Origin of the sequence: Psychrobacter sp. Cmf 22.2 (assembly GCF_001921745.1) — a bacterium.
Lineage (GTDB): Bacteria > Pseudomonadota > Gammaproteobacteria > Pseudomonadales > Moraxellaceae > Psychrobacter.
The window spans coordinates 122,510-139,124 of the sequence record NZ_MRYA01000008.1 but is presented as its reverse complement, the minus strand read 5'-3'; the positions used below and the strand labels follow the sequence as shown (position 1 = coordinate 139,124).

General features: G+C 43.7%; 13 protein-coding genes. 3 read left to right on the top strand and 10 right to left on the bottom strand.

All coding sequences use genetic code 11. The annotated features are described in order from the left end of the window. Window positions 1-302 precede the first annotated feature (302 nt). Window positions 303-797 (top strand): ribosomal protein S18-alanine N-acetyltransferase, encoded by a 495-nt coding sequence (gene rimI / locus BTV98_RS12455; protein WP_075103708.1) that lies wholly within the window; start codon window positions 303-305, stop codon window positions 795-797. A 64-nt stretch (window positions 798-861) separates the two neighbouring features. On the opposite strand, the gene BTV98_RS12450 is transcribed toward rimI, so the two are convergent. The 3 genes from BTV98_RS12450 to trxB are packed head-to-tail and all read right to left on the bottom strand — an operon-like array spanning window position 862 to window position 3,177. Next, window positions 862-1,299: a MerR family transcriptional regulator gene (locus BTV98_RS12450; RefSeq protein ID WP_075103707.1), complete on the bottom strand. Its 438-nt coding sequence runs from the start codon at window positions 1,297-1,299 to the stop codon at window positions 862-864. 57 nt (window positions 1,300-1,356) lie between these two features. Then, window positions 1,357-2,148: a leucyl/phenylalanyl-tRNA--protein transferase gene (gene aat / locus BTV98_RS12445; protein ID WP_075103706.1), complete on the bottom strand. Its 792-nt coding sequence runs from the start codon at window positions 2,146-2,148 to the stop codon at window positions 1,357-1,359. Beyond that, the gene (gene trxB / locus BTV98_RS12440; RefSeq protein ID WP_058368213.1) at window positions 2,149-3,177 is read right to left on the bottom strand and encodes a thioredoxin-disulfide reductase; all 1,029 of its coding nucleotides are present in this window, start codon (window positions 3,175-3,177) and stop codon (window positions 2,149-2,151) included. A gap of 599 nt (window positions 3,178-3,776) precedes the next feature. Here trxB and BTV98_RS12435 point away from each other — a divergent pair. Beyond that, window positions 3,777-7,058, top strand: a complete 3,282-nt coding sequence (locus BTV98_RS12435) for a DNA translocase FtsK (RefSeq protein WP_075103705.1) — start codon at window positions 3,777-3,779, stop codon at window positions 7,056-7,058. Between the two features lie 182 nt (window positions 7,059-7,240). Further along, window positions 7,241-8,734, top strand: a complete 1,494-nt coding sequence (locus BTV98_RS12430) for an amidase (RefSeq protein ID WP_058368215.1) — start codon at window positions 7,241-7,243, stop codon at window positions 8,732-8,734. A gap of 31 nt (window positions 8,735-8,765) precedes the next feature. Here BTV98_RS12430 and BTV98_RS12425 read toward each other — a convergent pair whose 3' ends face one another. The 7 genes from BTV98_RS12425 to BTV98_RS12395 all read right to left on the bottom strand — a co-directional run bounded on the left by BTV98_RS12425 (window position 8,766) and on the right by BTV98_RS12395 (window position 16,540). Further along, window positions 8,766-9,647 carry a class III extradiol ring-cleavage dioxygenase gene (locus BTV98_RS12425; RefSeq protein ID WP_082637964.1) on the bottom strand — a complete coding sequence of 294 codons (882 nt, stop codon included), beginning with the start codon at window positions 9,645-9,647 and terminating at the stop codon, window positions 8,766-8,768. A 108-nt stretch (window positions 9,648-9,755) separates the two neighbouring features. Continuing rightward, the gene (gene rlmH, locus BTV98_RS12420) at window positions 9,756-10,244 is read right to left on the bottom strand and encodes a 23S rRNA (pseudouridine(1915)-N(3))-methyltransferase RlmH (protein WP_058368216.1); all 489 of its coding nucleotides are present in this window, start codon (window positions 10,242-10,244) and stop codon (window positions 9,756-9,758) included. Window positions 10,245-10,290: 46 nt separating this feature from the next. Then, the gene (locus tag BTV98_RS12415) at window positions 10,291-10,821 is read right to left on the bottom strand and encodes a DUF421 domain-containing protein (protein WP_058368217.1); all 531 of its coding nucleotides are present in this window, start codon (window positions 10,819-10,821) and stop codon (window positions 10,291-10,293) included. Between the two features lie 279 nt (window positions 10,822-11,100). Next, the gene (locus tag BTV98_RS12410; RefSeq protein WP_075103704.1) at window positions 11,101-11,616 is read right to left on the bottom strand and encodes an ABZJ_00895 family protein; all 516 of its coding nucleotides are present in this window, start codon (window positions 11,614-11,616) and stop codon (window positions 11,101-11,103) included. Between the two features lie 111 nt (window positions 11,617-11,727). Next, on the bottom strand, window positions 11,728-13,839 hold the full coding sequence (locus BTV98_RS12405) for a D-alanyl-D-alanine carboxypeptidase/D-alanyl-D-alanine-endopeptidase (protein ID WP_083606207.1): 2,112 nt from the start codon (window positions 13,837-13,839) through the stop codon (window positions 11,728-11,730). Window positions 13,840-13,898: 59 nt separating this feature from the next. After that, complete coding sequence (locus tag BTV98_RS12400) at window positions 13,899-14,504, bottom strand: 3'-5' exonuclease (protein WP_058368219.1); 606 nt, start codon at window positions 14,502-14,504, stop codon at window positions 13,899-13,901. Window positions 14,505-14,521: 17 nt separating this feature from the next. Then, a complete protein-coding gene (locus BTV98_RS12395; RefSeq protein ID WP_058368220.1) occupies window positions 14,522-16,540 on the bottom strand; it encodes a DUF294 nucleotidyltransferase-like domain-containing protein in 2,019 nt (672 codons plus the stop codon). Between the last annotated feature and the right edge of the window lie 75 nt (window positions 16,541-16,615).

Sequence of the window (16,615 nt, the reverse complement as noted above, 5' to 3'; positions counted from 1 at the left end):
CGGCCGTACTGTAGGTGCTGGTGTTGTTGCTAGCGTAAACGACTAAGAGTCATTCATTCAGCTAAGACGGCTGTTTGTTATGAATTCGTTGAAAAGCCATCCTGATTTAGGGTGGCTTTTTTTATGGAAATACGTAAAAGCACTACATATGTAGAGGCAGGACATAAACGCTGGTGTTCACATTAAGATAAAGTTTAATTGATTTAGAGTATGTCATCATTTTAAGGACAATTTTAGACCTTGCCACCTAGTTGTTGATATATCATAGACATAATTAAAGCGATAACATAAGAGGTTAAGCCGTGCTCATTATAGAAAAGCTATCAGATAGCCAAGCACTTATTGAGCAAGCCATTCAGGCTATAGCTACTATCGAGACTCAGGTTCAATTGCAAGATGCGTGGACGTATGAAACATTGGTTGAGCTATTCGAGCAAGATAGTATTGATATGATTGTCGTTTATGATGAGCCACAAGAAAAGAAAACTAATCATAAAAAGGTAGTTGGGTATTGTTTGTACCAAGTTATGTTTGAACAAGCAGAAATCTTACGTATCGGTACTCGTCCTGATTATCAGCGCCAAGGTGTCGCTTCACGAATTTTTGCTACACTGGAGGGAGAGTTGTTAGACAAACAAGTAGAGAGTTTACTATTGGAGGTACGCGCAGATAATGCGCCAGCAATAGCTTTATATGAGCAGCAGAAGTTTATAAATATCCATAAGCGGCAAGGCTATTATCATATACCGAATCAGCCAGCGATTGATGCGCTTATTATGCAACGTGTTTATAATTAATTATCATAAAAGAGTCTGTTGCTATTAACAAACAGTGAAGTTGACGCATTTGCAAATGAACCTTTTATGGTTGTAAAGGCAGTTTGTTCTTACAATCGTCAATAGTAAATTTATAGTCATCATCTGCTTTCATACGTTCCAGCATCTCAATACGTTCGGTTAACATCTCTGCCATCAGTTTGATATTGGCTTGCTGTTTGCTCACTTGTTCTAGCTTTTGCCGAGTGAGACTTAATTGCTCATCAAGTCCTAAATTGCCATTATAATAATCATCAAGACTGGTTTTGATTTCAGTGAGTGTAAAACCGATCGCTTGAGCACTTTTAATCAGCTCGATACGTTCAATACAATCTGGATGGAACTCAGTATAGAGACGAGATCCAGCTTGACGCTTGCGTGATCTTAGCAGTCCTAATTGATCGTAATGGCGTATTGTGTCTTTGGTAGTATTGGCCTGAGTTGCCAAACTTCCAATCAGTAAAAACGATGTATCGGATGCCATACTAGCCTCGTCGGTCGGTAGTCGTAAAATGTTTTGTTATTACAATAGCACTGATTTTCACCTAAGTTGCCAAGGCGCTATCGTATTAAGTAGCGATACGGCTAGGGGTTTATGAGAATTTTTTTGCCATTTGACTGAACCGCTGCCAATCAGTGTATCTAGCTGCGCTAAAAAATTAGGGCGCGGTAAAGTCGTTGCGCCTAAGCTCATTAAATGATCATTTGGCAACTGACAGTCCACAAGTGCGACATTGCTTTGTTCGCACAAACGCATCAAGCCCCAAAATGCAACTTTCGAGGCATTAGAGGCCCGGTGGAACATAGATTCACCAAAATATATACTGCCTATTTTTAGCCCATAAAGCCCGCCAATAAGTGCGCCTTTCTCGTCCCAAACTTCGATACTATGTGCAAACCCATATGCATGAAGCTCTGTGTAAGCCTCAATCATCTCCTCGTGTATCCAAGTATGCTCGCCTTCGGGCAAGCCATTATTACGCGGTAAACTACAGGCGTGGATAACGTCATCAAAAGTTTGATTGAGCGTCAGCTGCCAACGCGCACGGCCTGCTTGCTTATGTAGCGACTTGCTAGATTTATAATCAGTCGGTACCATCACGCAGCGAGGATCAGGGCACCACCAAGCGATAGGTTCATCTTCATTAAACCAAGGAAATAAACCCTGCGCATAAGCAGAGATCAGTGTTTGGGGTGCTAAGTCGCCACCCACAGCCACGATACCGATACCATCTGGGTCGATAGAGATAGGATTGGGAAAGTCATAACGCCCAAGACTTTTTAAGATCTCAGGCGTGATATGGCTATTATTTTGTTGAAAAAAGCTGCCCATTTAGGCTTCTTTATCAGCAGTTAGGGTCGACGCATAAGTATGATCAGTCGCAGTGGCTTCATTGATAGCATCTAAATATTTTTCGGCATCAAGCGCTGCCATACAACCCGTACCAGCAGAAGTAATGGCTTGACGATAGACGTGATCAGCGACGTCACCTGCTGCAAACACCCCTTCGATACTGGTTTGTGTAGCATTACCATTCAAGCCGCTATTGACGATAAGATAGCCATCTTTCATGTCCAACTGATTTTTGAATAAATCAGTATTAGGCTTATGACCGATTGCTACAAACATACCATGACTATCTAACTGTTTGGTACTACCATCAATCATAGATTCAATGATAATGCCGTTGACACCCATATCATCACCAACCACTTCTTGGACTTTATGGTTCCATTCTATTTTGATATTGCCATTTTTGGCTTTTTCAAATAGCTTATCTTGTAGAATTTTTTCAGAACGCAGGCTATCACGGCGATGCACTAATGTGACTTCAGAGGCAATGTTAGATAGATATAACGCTTCTTCAACAGCGGTATTACCACCACCAATCACCGCTACTTTTTGGTCTTTATAAAAGAAACCGTCACAGGTAGCACAAGCTGACACACCCAAACCCTTAAATTTCTGTTCTGATTCTAAACCTAAATACTGAGCAGAAGCGCCTGTTGAGATAATAAGAGCATCACAAGTATAACTGCCATTGTCGCCAGTCAGTTGAAACGGACGCACGTTTAAATCAACAGCATTAATATGATCGTAGACCAGCTCTGTACCAAAACGTTCAGCGTGTGCCTTCATACGATCCATAAGCACAGGGCCTGTCAAGTCATAAGCATCGCCCGGCCAGTTATCGACTTCAGTGGTAGTGGTCAGCTGTCCGCCTACTTCCATGCCAGTGACCATAACTGGCTTTAGATTGGCACGTGCGGCATAAACAGCTGCAGCATACCCTGCTGGACCTGAGCCTAAAATGATAAGTTTTTCGTGACGTGTTTCTTGTGTATTATTTTCAATTGACATGTTTTTTCCTTGCTAAATTTGGTAAACAATAATGATGAAAGATTAAAGAGGATGGTGTGCTTTTAATTATATGTGATACTAACATAAGGGCCATCACTAAAAAGTGCAAGTTTGCTAAAACTAATATGGGTATTATTAGAATTAAAGCATGCTTGTTGCCGTCCCAAATGTAGTCAGGCAAAAGCTTTCGTGGCTTTATTCTTCAGTAGCGTGAGCTTCGTTATTTTCTTGATGTATCTGCTTACTTATAAATCCGTTATCGATGTGTTTATTAGACCTCTTTATTAATAACATCGTCCCCAATTGAGCTATGTATTTGTTATTATAAGAAGTTATGCTAGATGCCTAGAGTTTGAGTGACATCTGTGATTAACAGGCAGGCATATTACCAACATAGACCACCAAGCGCCTATTTTAGGTCATAAATGACGACTTTTACGTTATGTATAGCAATGAGATACCTTATAATAGCTGTTCTATTATAGACGCTTTTTATACAAGCTGTTTATAGACACTTGGCTACATCAATCTATGTCAACATGATTAAGCTTAATCATGAATTGACGACTATTTAGTATGGATAACAAGGCAGATTCTACGTGATATCAGCACCGCTTATTGAATATTTAAAAAAAGGCATATTTACCTTTCTTGGGATAATTTTGGCCGTTTATTTGTTCGTTATTTTATCGACTTATACCGGTAATGATCCCAGCTGGTCACATATCAGCAGTGATATGACGACGATTAATAATATGGGCGGCTCAACAGGCGCATGGTTGTCTGATCTGTTCTATAGCTTTTTTGGCTTTGGCGCTTGGTGGCTACTGGCTTTTTTGATTTATGAATCTATCTTGATTTGGTGGGACAATAAGCCGACATTTTGGTTGCTGCGGCTGGTGGCTTATGTCTTTTTAATACTGAGTAGTAGTGCCTTGTTTGCGCAAATCATTGCTTTAGTACAGCAAGTTACAGACCCTATCGCATCAGGCCTTGAAGGCGTTGCAGGTGGCATCATTGGACTTGAGTTGCAAGCACGCTTGACACAGCTGTTATCGCAGTGGGGAAGTGTGTTGTTTTTGGCAGGCTTTGTCGGTATTACTGCCACGTTTGCGTTCAATATTCACTGGCATAAGTTATATCGTAAGTTCACCGATCTGTCATGGCTTGGCTCAGGTGTCAAAGATAATAGTGATCAGCATGACTACAGTCAGCAAAGCTCTCATAATCTAGCATCCAATGATGAAGAAAACAGCGCAGCTCAAAATTTAGCTGCCAGTACTAACAACAATACAAGCGCTGAACATAGAGCGAAACAAAGTGCCAACGACTACGAGCAACTACCACTTGAGCTACAAACGGCTGGTGTAAGCCATGCGCCAGATAATAGCAGCCGCTTTAGTTATGCACTGACAGATTTTTTGACCAAGTCAGGTCTTAGGGCTAGCGTGAAAGCGACTGTTGCAGCCGATGCTGCTGAGTCTGCTACAAGTCAGGCTACCTTGTATGACAACTCACAAGCATCAGCTCCTGTATCGAATAATCATACTGAAAATACTAATAATAAAACACAAGCAGTAGCACCTACTATGCCTACTCGTAAAGTTGAGCCTAGCTTTGCGTGGAATGATGCTGGTACGGTTGATGATTTATTGGCAACTGAAGCTGAAAAATACCAATGCGTATCAACATCGACGGCCGCTGTAGATCCTGTCATATCTACACCTGTAGAAACTCATGTAGATTTTGAGCAAGCGGCAGAATATGACGATACAGCGTTTGAAGATAACCAATCTAACGCAATTAAGTCTGAACAGACAGATACGATTGTTGCCGACGAGCAAACACCTAATTTAGATGAGTTGGCGGATAATTGGTTGGCTGAAAACGAGCCTGTAAATGTAGATATAGCACCTTCATTTGAGCCTATGACTTCTTTTGACAAAGGCGCTACCGATCATCTCGAACCAATAAATGACGCTACGAAGAGGGCTGAACATCAAGCTTCACCAGTCGTCGAAGATCAGCCTATAGTAGAAGAGAGAGTAACAAAAACTGATAACGTTGACGCTAAACGCCAGCTAAATGTACAAGAGCCGATGATATCGAAAGATATGACCCCGACCAATACGCCACCTGCCAACCCAAAGCCGGCGCCAAAAGCTGAGCCGGCGGTAGAAAGCGTTAATTCGAGCATCAATGCCGAGCCGTTGGCAGGGTCCAAACCAACGATGAGCTTTGCTGTTCCTGAGGGTGATAGTAGTAACCATATTACTGATATGATGCCAGAAGACGATAGTCGTCTAGATGACCCAGATGCGCCAGTTATGCCTGATATCAGTGATGATGCAGCGTTTAGTCGAAAGTCGCGCTCAATGCAAACCGCCCAATATCGTGCGCAGCTGTCGCCCATTCCAGAGCTGTCTATCTTGGATAAACCAGATCCTGATCGTAAACCAAGCTATACTATTCAGGAGCTTGAACAACTATCAGAGCTATTAGAGATTAAACTTCAAGAGTTCAATGTTAAGGCCTCTGTGGTTAATGCGATTCCAGGGCCAGTCGTTACGCGCTTTGAAGTAGATCTGGCCGCTGGGGTAAAAGCCAGCAAGGTTACGGGTATCTCACGTGATTTGGCGCGTTCATTGTCTATGGCCTCTTTACGTGTGGTCGAAGTCATTCCAGGTAAGCCTTATATCGGCATCGAAGTGCCGAATAAAAAACGCGAAATGGTGCGTCTGATTGAGCTTTTGAATACCGAAAAATACAAAGATCCTAAAGCGCAAATTAGCATGGCAATGGGTAAGGATATCGGTGGCAATCCTATTATCACTGATCTTGCTCGTGCACCGCATATGCTAGTCGCAGGTACGACAGGTTCTGGTAAGTCAGTATTGGTAAACTCAATGCTGCTCTCGATGCTACTTAAATATACGCCAAATGATCTGCGCTTGATTCTCATTGATCCAAAGCAGCTTGAGCTGGCCAACTATAATGATATTCCGCATCTATTAACGCCTGTCGTCACCGATATGACAGAAGCTGCTAGTAGCTTATCTTGGTGCGTGGCTGAGATGGAGCGCCGTTATCAGTTAATGAGTCTGCTAAAAGTACGTAAGCTGAATGAGTTTAACAAAAAGGTAATAGCCGCTGAAAAAGCTGGCAAGCCGATGCTTGATCCATTGTGGCGACCTAATGACAGTGTAAGCATTGACCAAGCACCTAAGCTCAAAACCTTACCGATGATTGTCATTGTCGCGGATGAGTTTGCCGATATGATTATGCAGGTCGGTAAGCAAGCAGAAGAGCTTATCACGCGTTTGGCTCAAAAATCACGGGCGGCAGGTATTCATCTTATGCTCGCCACTCAGCGTCCATCGGTCGATGTCATTACTGGTTTGATTAAAGCCAACATTCCAGTACGTGCGGCATTGCGGGTTAACTCAAAAGTCGATTCACGAACGATTTTGGATAGTGGCGGTGCAGAAGACATGCTCGGCAACGGTGATATGCTGTTTTTAGGGCCAGGACAGATTGAACCAGATCGCGTCCATGGGGCTTATGTCAGTGACGAAGAGGTTAACCGTGTGTGCGATGCATGGCGTGAACGCGGCGCACCAGACTATATCGACAATATGGCGGGCAATTTTGAATTGTCGAGCCCTGGCGGCAGTAGTACTGGCAGTGCATCTGGTGAAGACGATGATCTTTATAACGACGCGGTCGCCTTTATTATGGAAACCCGTAAAGTATCTGCTTCTAGTATTCAGCGCAAATTTAGTATCGGTTATAACCGTGCCGCGCGCATCGTCGACTCTATGGAGGAGGCTGGACTGGTCAGCTCCATGGGAAAAAGTGGTAAGCGTGAACTACTTATGTAAATGCCAGTAGATTTAATTAATAAAAAAAAGCGAGTCGCGAGAGTGGCTCGCTTTTTGGTCAAATAAAGAGAGGAATGAACAGAGTAGTGCTAATAAGGTATCTGTTCGTCTGTTATCTAAAGCGATATACTTGATAGGTTTGATGACCATAAACAAAATTATTTCTAAGCAAGGATGCAAAAATGTTTAAAGAATATACTCAATACGATGCACTAGGATTAGCAGGTTTGGTCAATTCAGGACAAGTCAGCGCCAAAGAATTGTTAGATGCGGCCGTAAACCAAGCTAACAAACTCAATCCCAAGCTCAATGCCATTATTCACCGATTTGATGAGCGTGCTTATGATGCCGCGCAAAAAGGTTTACCAAAAGGCGTATTTACTGGCGTCCCTTATCTCTTAAAAGATTTATCTTTCTATTTTGCTGATGAGCCATTAACGATGGGCAGTCGTAGTGTCAATGTTGTGACCGATTACGATAGCGAAATTGTCAAACGTATGAAAGCCAGTGGCGTTAATACCTTTGGCAAGACCAATACCCCAGAGTTTGGATTGATCATTACCACTGAGCCAAAAGCGCATGGCGCTACCCACAACCCATTCAAAAAGGGCTATAGCTCTGGTGGCTCATCGGGCGGTAGTGCAGCGGCAGTCGCCAGCGGTATTGTACCGATGGCAGGCGCAGGAGATGGTGGCGGCTCGATACGCTTTCCTGCAGCATGGTGTGGTACATTTGGCCTCAAACCTAGCCGTGGCCGCAATCCAATCGGACCTGCATTTGGTGAGGGCTGGGATGGTGCGATCGCTGATCACGTCATTACGCGTACGGTGCGCGATAGTGCAGCGATGCTAGATGCGACTAGCGGCGCTGAGGTTGGCGCGCCTTATGTGATTGCACCGCCCAATGGCACATTTTTGCAAGCAGCAATGCGTGCACCACGTCCGCTAACGATTGCTTTGCACCAGCAGCCACTCATTGCTAATACCGCAGTCGATAAAGAAGTATTGGCAGTCCTTGAACAAACCGCTAAGCAATTGGAGGCCATGGGACATCGCGTTGTACCAGCTGAGCCAAACATTGATATCGAAAAGTTTTGGCATGATTTTATCGTAGTGGTTTGTGCCCATACGGCTTTTACTATCGACGATATTGAGCGCTGCCATGGCAAGAAGCACGTGCAAAACCTTGAGCCACAAACTTATAATATGGCGATGCTTGGCCGTTCATTGTCTGCTGTTGACTTAGTACACGCAAAGCACGGCTGGCATGATAGCCAATACCAGACTGGTAAGTTACTTGAACAATACGACATGATCTTATGCCCTACTGTACCGACGACAGCGGTGAAGCATGGAGTGCTGCCCCCAAGTCGAGTAGACGAGATATTAATGAGCACCTCAGGTTTGTTAAATAAAGGTATTAATATGGGTAAATATACCTTTAGCTCAGGAATGATTGAAAAGCTTAGTCACCCTGTATTGAGCAAAATGGCGTTTACTTTGCTCGGTAATGTCACAGGCTTACCTGCCATGTCACTGCCACTTGGAATGAGTAAAAAGGGTCTGCCAATTGGCATGCAATTGATCGGTCGTATGAATGATGAGACGACGTTATTAAGTTTGGCAGGAGAGATTGAGCGCGCAGGATTATTTACTAAGGCGGCTTTTGAGAAGTAGCTATACCAAGTAATAGGGTTGTAGAATTGATCTAGTCAAAGCGATAGATATCCATTCCAAGGCTATGATGGGCCATGCTTTCATGCACAACAGACACGCGCTGCGCAGCCCCTAGCGCAAAAAATAGCGGCAACAGGTGCTCATCGCTTGGATGGATGTTTTTATAATCAGGATACTGGTGCCAATCTAGCGCGGATGGGATGTCTGTTTTGAGTTGTTGTAACAACCATAACTTAAAGTCTTTGGCGGCAGGATCAACGCTATCGGCCTGCCAGCGTAGCGCTTGCAAATTATGAGTGATATTACCTGAGCCGATGATAAGTATCTGCTCCTCACGCAAATGGGCAAGCTGCGCACCCAGCTGATAAAGAGACACACTATCATAATGCTGCGGCAGAGATATCTGTACGATAGGAACGTCCGCTTCTGGATATAGATGTTTGAGCGGTGCCCAGACACCATGATCACAGACTCGCATCGGATTGGCACTACAAATGATACCGCGTGCTGTCAGCTGCTGTGCTAAAGACTCAGCAAGCTCGACATGACCTTGAGCAGGATACTGTAATTCGTATAACTTAGGATCAAATCCAGAAAAATCATGCCAAGTTTTAGGTCTAGGGTTACTGCTAATCTCAAGCTTAGCTGATAACCAATGCGCAGACATAATAACGATGGCACGAGGTTTGGGTAAGTTCTGACCTATTCGCGCAAGGGCGTTCGTGGTCGCAGACTGCTCAATAGCAAGCGTCGGTGCACCGTGAGATATAAATAATGCCGGCAGTCTTGCTGCATTATTGAGTCCTGCGGGCGCATCTGCCCAAGCGATAGCGCCACTGATTGGCTCAATCGTCTTAGCATGCTTATAAAGATGGTTAAATGGCGTAAGTTTCGCAAATTTCGAATAGCTCATGTACCGTTTATTAGGGCACGTATGGGTTTTTCAATCTATTAAGCTATTCATATTTTATTGCGCTTAATTTTATGACAGGCTTAGTTTACAACATTTGTATCAGCGACTTTAATTACCACGGTGATAAGGATGATTGTGGTTAATGCTCATCGCTCGATATAACTGCTCCATCAATACCACTCGTACCAAAGGATGCGGTAACGTCAGCGCTGACAATGACCATTTTACATCTGCCTGCGTCAACACGTCTTGCGAGACACCATCTGCACCGCCGATTACGAACGCAATATCATCGCCTTGCTGCATAGCATCTGCCAGTTTTTCTGCTAGACTCTCTGTCGATAGCATTTTGCCTTTGACGTCCAGCACCCAAAGCTGTTCACGGGTAGCAGTTGCATGAGCTGCCAAAATTGTTTGACCTTCTTGCTCGCGATACTGAGCTAGATTGGCATCAGAAGGATTCTTGGCACGTTTGGCTGCGGTAAGCTCAACGATTTCGGTGCTGAGCATAGGTTGGATACGTTTATAATATTCGTCGAAGCCGCTTTGCACCCACTTGGGCATTTTATTACCAATGGTTAAGAGTCGTGCTTTCATTGCCGCTTGTTCCTTAGTTTTCTTTGATTTATTTCATTGATTCTTGCTAATCCGTCAAAGGCGATAGTGTCTCGGAGATAGTATCTGAATCTTGATTCTTATTATCTTTAGTAATGACAGTTAACTTGGCGTCAGACTCAAAGACAATCGCTTCAATATCATCCAAGCTGCTAATGCCTTCAGAGCGCATAGCACACTCAAGCTCTTGGCGAGTCAAGCGTTCAGCACGCATGGCATCTGGTAAATATTGCCCTTGATAAAAAACGATGCGCGGATCAGATAATATAACGCTGCTAAATTGCGGTGAAATTGCCGCATATTTGGTCACCAAAAACTGCAACAAGTAAAGTACCAATATTGAGCTAAACCCTTCAATAAGCGGGACCTCTTTGAGTAAAATAGTACTCGCACCCAGCGAGCCAATCATCACGGTAACAATCCAATCAAAGTTGTTTAGCTGTGAGGTAGAGCGTTTGCCAGAGACTTTTGTGGTTATCACCACCAATACATAAACCATGACTGTAGTCAGGACAATACGTCCAAGCTTATCTATACTGTCGAAAAAGAGCATGTCCATCGTATTTACTCCTATTAATAATACAAAGTATAGTCAATTAAAAATAAAACTGTCATAAGTTCAAAAGCGCTACTGGTATAATTTTTCCTTGCTTGCTGCGTTCCCAGAGGCTGCGCAAAAATCATCCCAGTAGCGCTGTAACACTTTTAAATTGAATATACTATATTTCAAATTCTTAGATTGCTAAATTAAGTGTAATCTAACTAAAGTCAGCGTAACGGAATTTACGTATTAATAGTGCAAAAATTTTGTAGTGCGTTGTAGATAGACTGTCAATCTTTATGGCGCTTTACGTTTTGGATCAAGCAGACGGTTTATGAGTAATATACTGATTCGTGCACTGATAAAAGTGAGCACCAATATCATGACTAATGCAGAGAGTAGAGGCAGGGGCTGCTGCATGGTCATCTCAAGTAATACCTCGCGGCTTACTGCATCAAATAATAAGAACCATATTCCCAAAAAATAAATGGCAGTAAGCAGCCATACGCTAGTCACTCCGCCGAGCATCAAGCGGTTGATCTCATCTCTATTTAGCACTCGCTTATGATGTTTGATAAATTTATTCACAGCGATATAAGTACCGATGATGATAGAAATCACCGTCACCAGTTGCGAATTTAGCGCAATTTGGGTTTGAATCATCATAAATACCGTACTGGTAAGAATATAACCAACCGCAAAAAAACCGATATATTGAGCCATCTTAGGTTGGTTCAGCTGAGAGTTATGCAGCTGATCATTGCGGGCTGTTTTGACAGTAGACTTGCTAAGATTGGTTGTTTTGCGTGACATAAGCTGACCTTTATAAAGGTAAAAACATACAGTTGATATAAATAAGTAGCCGATAAAAGCGGAACAAAAGCTAGAGACTGGTAGTGTAGTGCTATTTTTCTCAATAAAAAATCAGTGCTGTGCGGTCCAGTCGAGCATCGCGTCTAATACTGGTCTGGCAGTATAAGTGTTTAGCGCCTGCTCGGTATTTATCAGGCCGACGACGACATAGTCTTGTCCAGACGCTCCTTTGACATAGCCTGCCATCGAGGTGACATTATTTAAGGTGCCCGTTTTTATCCATGCACGGCCAATCGCTGCTGACTCAGGTAAGCGCTCGCCATGAGCAGCAATAGTGCCGCTGACACCTGCGATACCTAGAGAGTTGGCATAGGCGTCAAAGCTTGGGTGACTATAAGCGTAAGTTAACAGCTCGCTTAAGTTGGCCGCTGTAATCGTACAGTCGCGGCAAAGTCCTGAGCCATTGGTCAAGTACGGCGGCGGTGTGCTTAGATGGGTTTGCCACCATTGGTTGATGGTTTGTAAGGCAGCAGGATAGCCCGTAGCAATAGGCTTATCAAACTGGTATAAGCTGTTTGTTTTACTGTTTATTATTTTATTATTAGCTGTTTTATCATTGTTCGCTTCATCATTGTTTGTGCTGGGCGTCTCAACAGTAGCGATGTTTGCTTTAGCAGTCTTTGATTGAAAGGCATTTGCTTTGTCGTAAGCCCCAATCGATAGCGCCACTTGCTCAGTCATGACATTGTTAGAAAAGTGATTAATGTCATAAATTTGCTGAGTTAGATTTAACGACGGATAGCTGACAAGAGGTAGTGGTGACATAGGAAGCGTTGCCAGACTACGTGTTGGTTTTGTGTTTTTTGCCGCAGTATAAGGGGTTTCTTGAGTGATAACGTTTCCGCTCAATGTATTGCCCAGCTCTTGCCATTTGGCGGCGATGACGCGTGCCGCAAAATCTTTGGCATCAGGATACGCGACATAAAAAACATGTTCTTTACAGCTAGTTGGTAGAGTAGTATTTAAGATTAGCTGTTGCGATTGCCACTGAGGTGCAAGGCTATAACTAGCTTGACCACAGGTAGCTGAACGCGTGTTTATCGTACTAGGCAATTGATAATTTGCTAGTTTTGGTGTGTAAGTGAGGCTTGCTTGTCCCTCATTTAATGGATAGCTTTTGATGCCGATAGTGCTAAAGTTTACCAAAAAACCATCAGGGCTGGCATTATAAGGTCGCAGCGGTGCGTTATCAAAGGCCGCAGGATCTTTGCCAACATTTTTAAAAACTGCGCTGTCGATGATAATGTCACCGTTAATATGACGAATACCTGTTGCTTGTACCTTATAAAGTAGCTGCTGCAAACGCTCATGGGTCATTTTGGGATCGCCACTTCCCTGAATAATCAAGTCACCAAGGAGCCGATCACCGATAATAATACCCGTATGATAAACACGTGTCTGCCAGACAAAGTTAGCACCTAATGTATCTAAAGCAATAAAGCTGGGCACCAGTTTCATCGTGCTGGCTGGCGTGCGCGCGATATCTGGTTGATGACTTAATAAAGGTGAGAATGAAATTTTGATCGTTGGCGTAGCAACGTTAGCACTACTGTCTTTATCAGTACTTACATTAGCACTTACATGGGCATCTTCATCGCTATTAGCATTGTTAATAGATTTTGAGCTTACATTATCTGAGAGTACTGTTGGAATGCTCTCTAGACTTTGATAAGTATAAGGATCATCCGTATAAGCAAGCAATTTTTGCTCATGTTTTTTAATCGTACGCTTCTCGATAGTAGTCAAAGTAATCTGCTGACTGACATCATTTTTGACATTATTGTTATTGGTTTGCGCCGTTTTTTGACTGGTGCTATTGGTCTCAGAATTGGTGCTTGCAAGCTGAGTCTGAGTATCATTGTTGTCAACAATATCGCTGTCAATAACCTGAATCGGAGAGGGTAGTCGACTTGCGTTTTTATCCCCCACTGGGGTAATGATAATACTAATATCGGCTGCGGTTAAATCTGCTCGCGATAGTGCTGCTTGGATAGCGTCTGGTAGGGCTGCCTGTGCGTGAAGTGGCGTTATGATAGCTGTGGCAAATAGTGCAAGCGTTGATAAGCGTTTGCTAGACTGATTAAGCGGTCGCAAATAAGTGCAAAAAAGCTTCAGTTTGGCAATCGTTGTAGGAGGCGTGTAAAGTTTGAAGGTGAGTTGCATGAATGGTCTACCATCAGGTGGCAAAAACCGCATATATTAACATGAATTGGCGACGAGCTTTAACGTACATGCAAAAATGCCATCGCTGTCATGATGGCATCGTTATAAGCATCATGCGTGCCAAGCTCAGGAATATCATAATGCGCCAAGATACTGGTCAGATGCTGTGATTGACCGGAGAGGCCTTGGGTTTGACCGCTTACACGCCGGCTATATAGGTGCCGCACATCAATAACATCATTGGGTAAAGTAGTGCCCATATAGCGTTTTACCAAGGGATTTAAAAAGCCCGTATCTATCTTTGGACAGAATCCCACTATTGGACGATTATCAATAAAAGGTAATAGTAACTCGAGCATCTCATCGTAGCTCATCCCGTTTTCGACATCAGCGGTACGCAAACCATGAATCACAATGGTATCACGATCAGGCATCACAGGCGGTTTGCAAACTAAGTGCATGCCATTACCTGTATCGATAGTATTGCCATTGATATGAATGGCTGCTACCGATAATAAGTGATGCTTTTTAGGATTGAGCCCCGTCATCTCACAGTCTATCGCGACCCATTGCTCAGCTATAGGCTTGTCAAACATCGATGCCAGCTCAGGACGCTGCAATTGCGACTTTTGCCATGTAGCAGACAACTGCTTTAACCAACTCATATCAGTCGAATATCCCTCTATGATGCCTCTAGTTGATAATGCTGCCGCAGCTGTGTTTTAAAGCTTTTTACCACGGCAAGACACTCTTTTAATAGGTCGCGCTCTAGCGCTGATAAGGTAGTTGGGTCGACGTGCCGTGCATACTTATCATCTGTAGAGAGTGCAACCGATAAACGCTGCGCCATAAAGAACTCTAAAGCTTCTGATAAAGTGTCAGCACGCTCTTGGTTTAAAGCGCCAGCTTGTACCAAAACTTTGAGGCGACCTTTAGTGCTAGGTACTTCTAAAATATCATTTTCTAATGCCAAAGCACGAATACCATGCACCAGTGGAAAAATACCGGCTTTTTTAAGGTCAATATCATGCGAGCTGGGTTTACCGCTTAATAACGGCACAAACTTTTGCCACCATTGATTGACGTCACCGAACTGGAGCGCCGCCCGTACAAACTGCCGTACAAACATCCGATCTGATTGCCGATGCGCCGTTTTTAGATGGTCACGTATATCGTTTAGCAGAGATTCATCGCCACAGACGTACTCACCATCGAGTATGGCGGATAAGTAAATACTGTGCATCGGATCGGTGTTTTTGAACCATAAGCTGATTTGGGCTTTAAACGGTTTTAGCGGTTGTCGCCACATTGGGTTATTCATCATAATCTTGCCATCGCATAATGGATAGCCAAGATCTGCTAAGTGGTTATTAAAGGTATCGGCAAACTGCGCCAAATCAGGATGAGTAAAGCCATCACGAATGATGAGCGCGTTATCTTGGTCAGTACGCATGATTTGCTCACCGCGACCCTCTGAGCCCATCACGATAACGCAGGTATTTGCTACAACTTCATCAGGAACGATCAGTTTCCAAAGCTTAGTAAAGACTTGCGCATTTAGCGTTTGCACCATGCGGCTAACAATACCAATCTTGACTCCGTTTTGATGCTGCGTACGAATATAGCGACCGATGAGTTCGACCGCCGTATCTAGGCTGTTTAAGTCCTTTGCCTGTTCAATTTGAACACTAATAAGCTGTGAGTGGTGACCAAGATAAGCCAATACATCGCTTTGACCCAATACCCCGACGACCTGACCTTTATTATCGATGACAGGTAATCGGTGAATACGGTAGCGAGTCATGGTCATTAGCGCATCACCAATCTCACTGTGCGCATTGATAGTGCGTAGGTTAAAGCTGGCAAAATACTGGCAGGGAGTGGTGGCAGGGTCTTGTTGTTCGCTAACAGCGCGGCAGATATCAGTATCAGTCAAGATACCAAGCTCACGATCTGAACGGTGGGTAAGGCTATGTTCAGTTTCAATTTCAGGCTGAGAGATATCTTCAGCATTGTTAAGTATATCTATGGGTTGCTCTAATAAATGACTCTTTGGACGTACCAGCACATGCTTCAGTCCAGCCTCGGTCATGATACGCGCAGCTTCATGTAGGCTATGGTCAGCGTCGATAATATGTACAGGCAGTAGCATGACATTAGTGACTGGTTGTAGCATGATTTGCTGTACTTCTTGCTGCGCCGTATAGCTTCCGGCATTCAGACCCAGTCCTTGAGCTGGTGAACTACGTCGTTGCCGTAGTGCCTTTAACCTCTCAGGCAATTTGTCTGATAGTAATTGGCGGACCAGATGATTTTGCGCGCTGATTTTATCGATAGCGGTGCCACTGATTTGGAGCAACAAAGTGTCTTCATGAGCAATATACTGATAAGTATCAGGATAAGGCTCATTGTCTTGAGTTTTTTTGATATGGTGTTGCGATTCAGGTGTCCGGCGACCATCAAACCAGTCGTTACTGTTGAGTTGATCGGAGTGATTACTACCGAAATAGGAAGCGACTAACTCATCCGCCAGTGTTTGGTCAATCTGCCCTTTTAATACCACAAAAAAGTTGTGTAAGTCATCGCTAGATAAGGCTTCATTTGCGCCAAGATAGCGAACTTGGGTGTTTTTTTTGAGACTTTGTCGTTCAGTGAGACGCAGGACGTCAAATGGGGGCTGGGTAAAATCAAGATGGGGCATGGCATCATCCTTGATAGCGTCGTCCACACAAGCAGTTTATCATCGCAAACTCAATGACTAAGACAAAGTCATAAA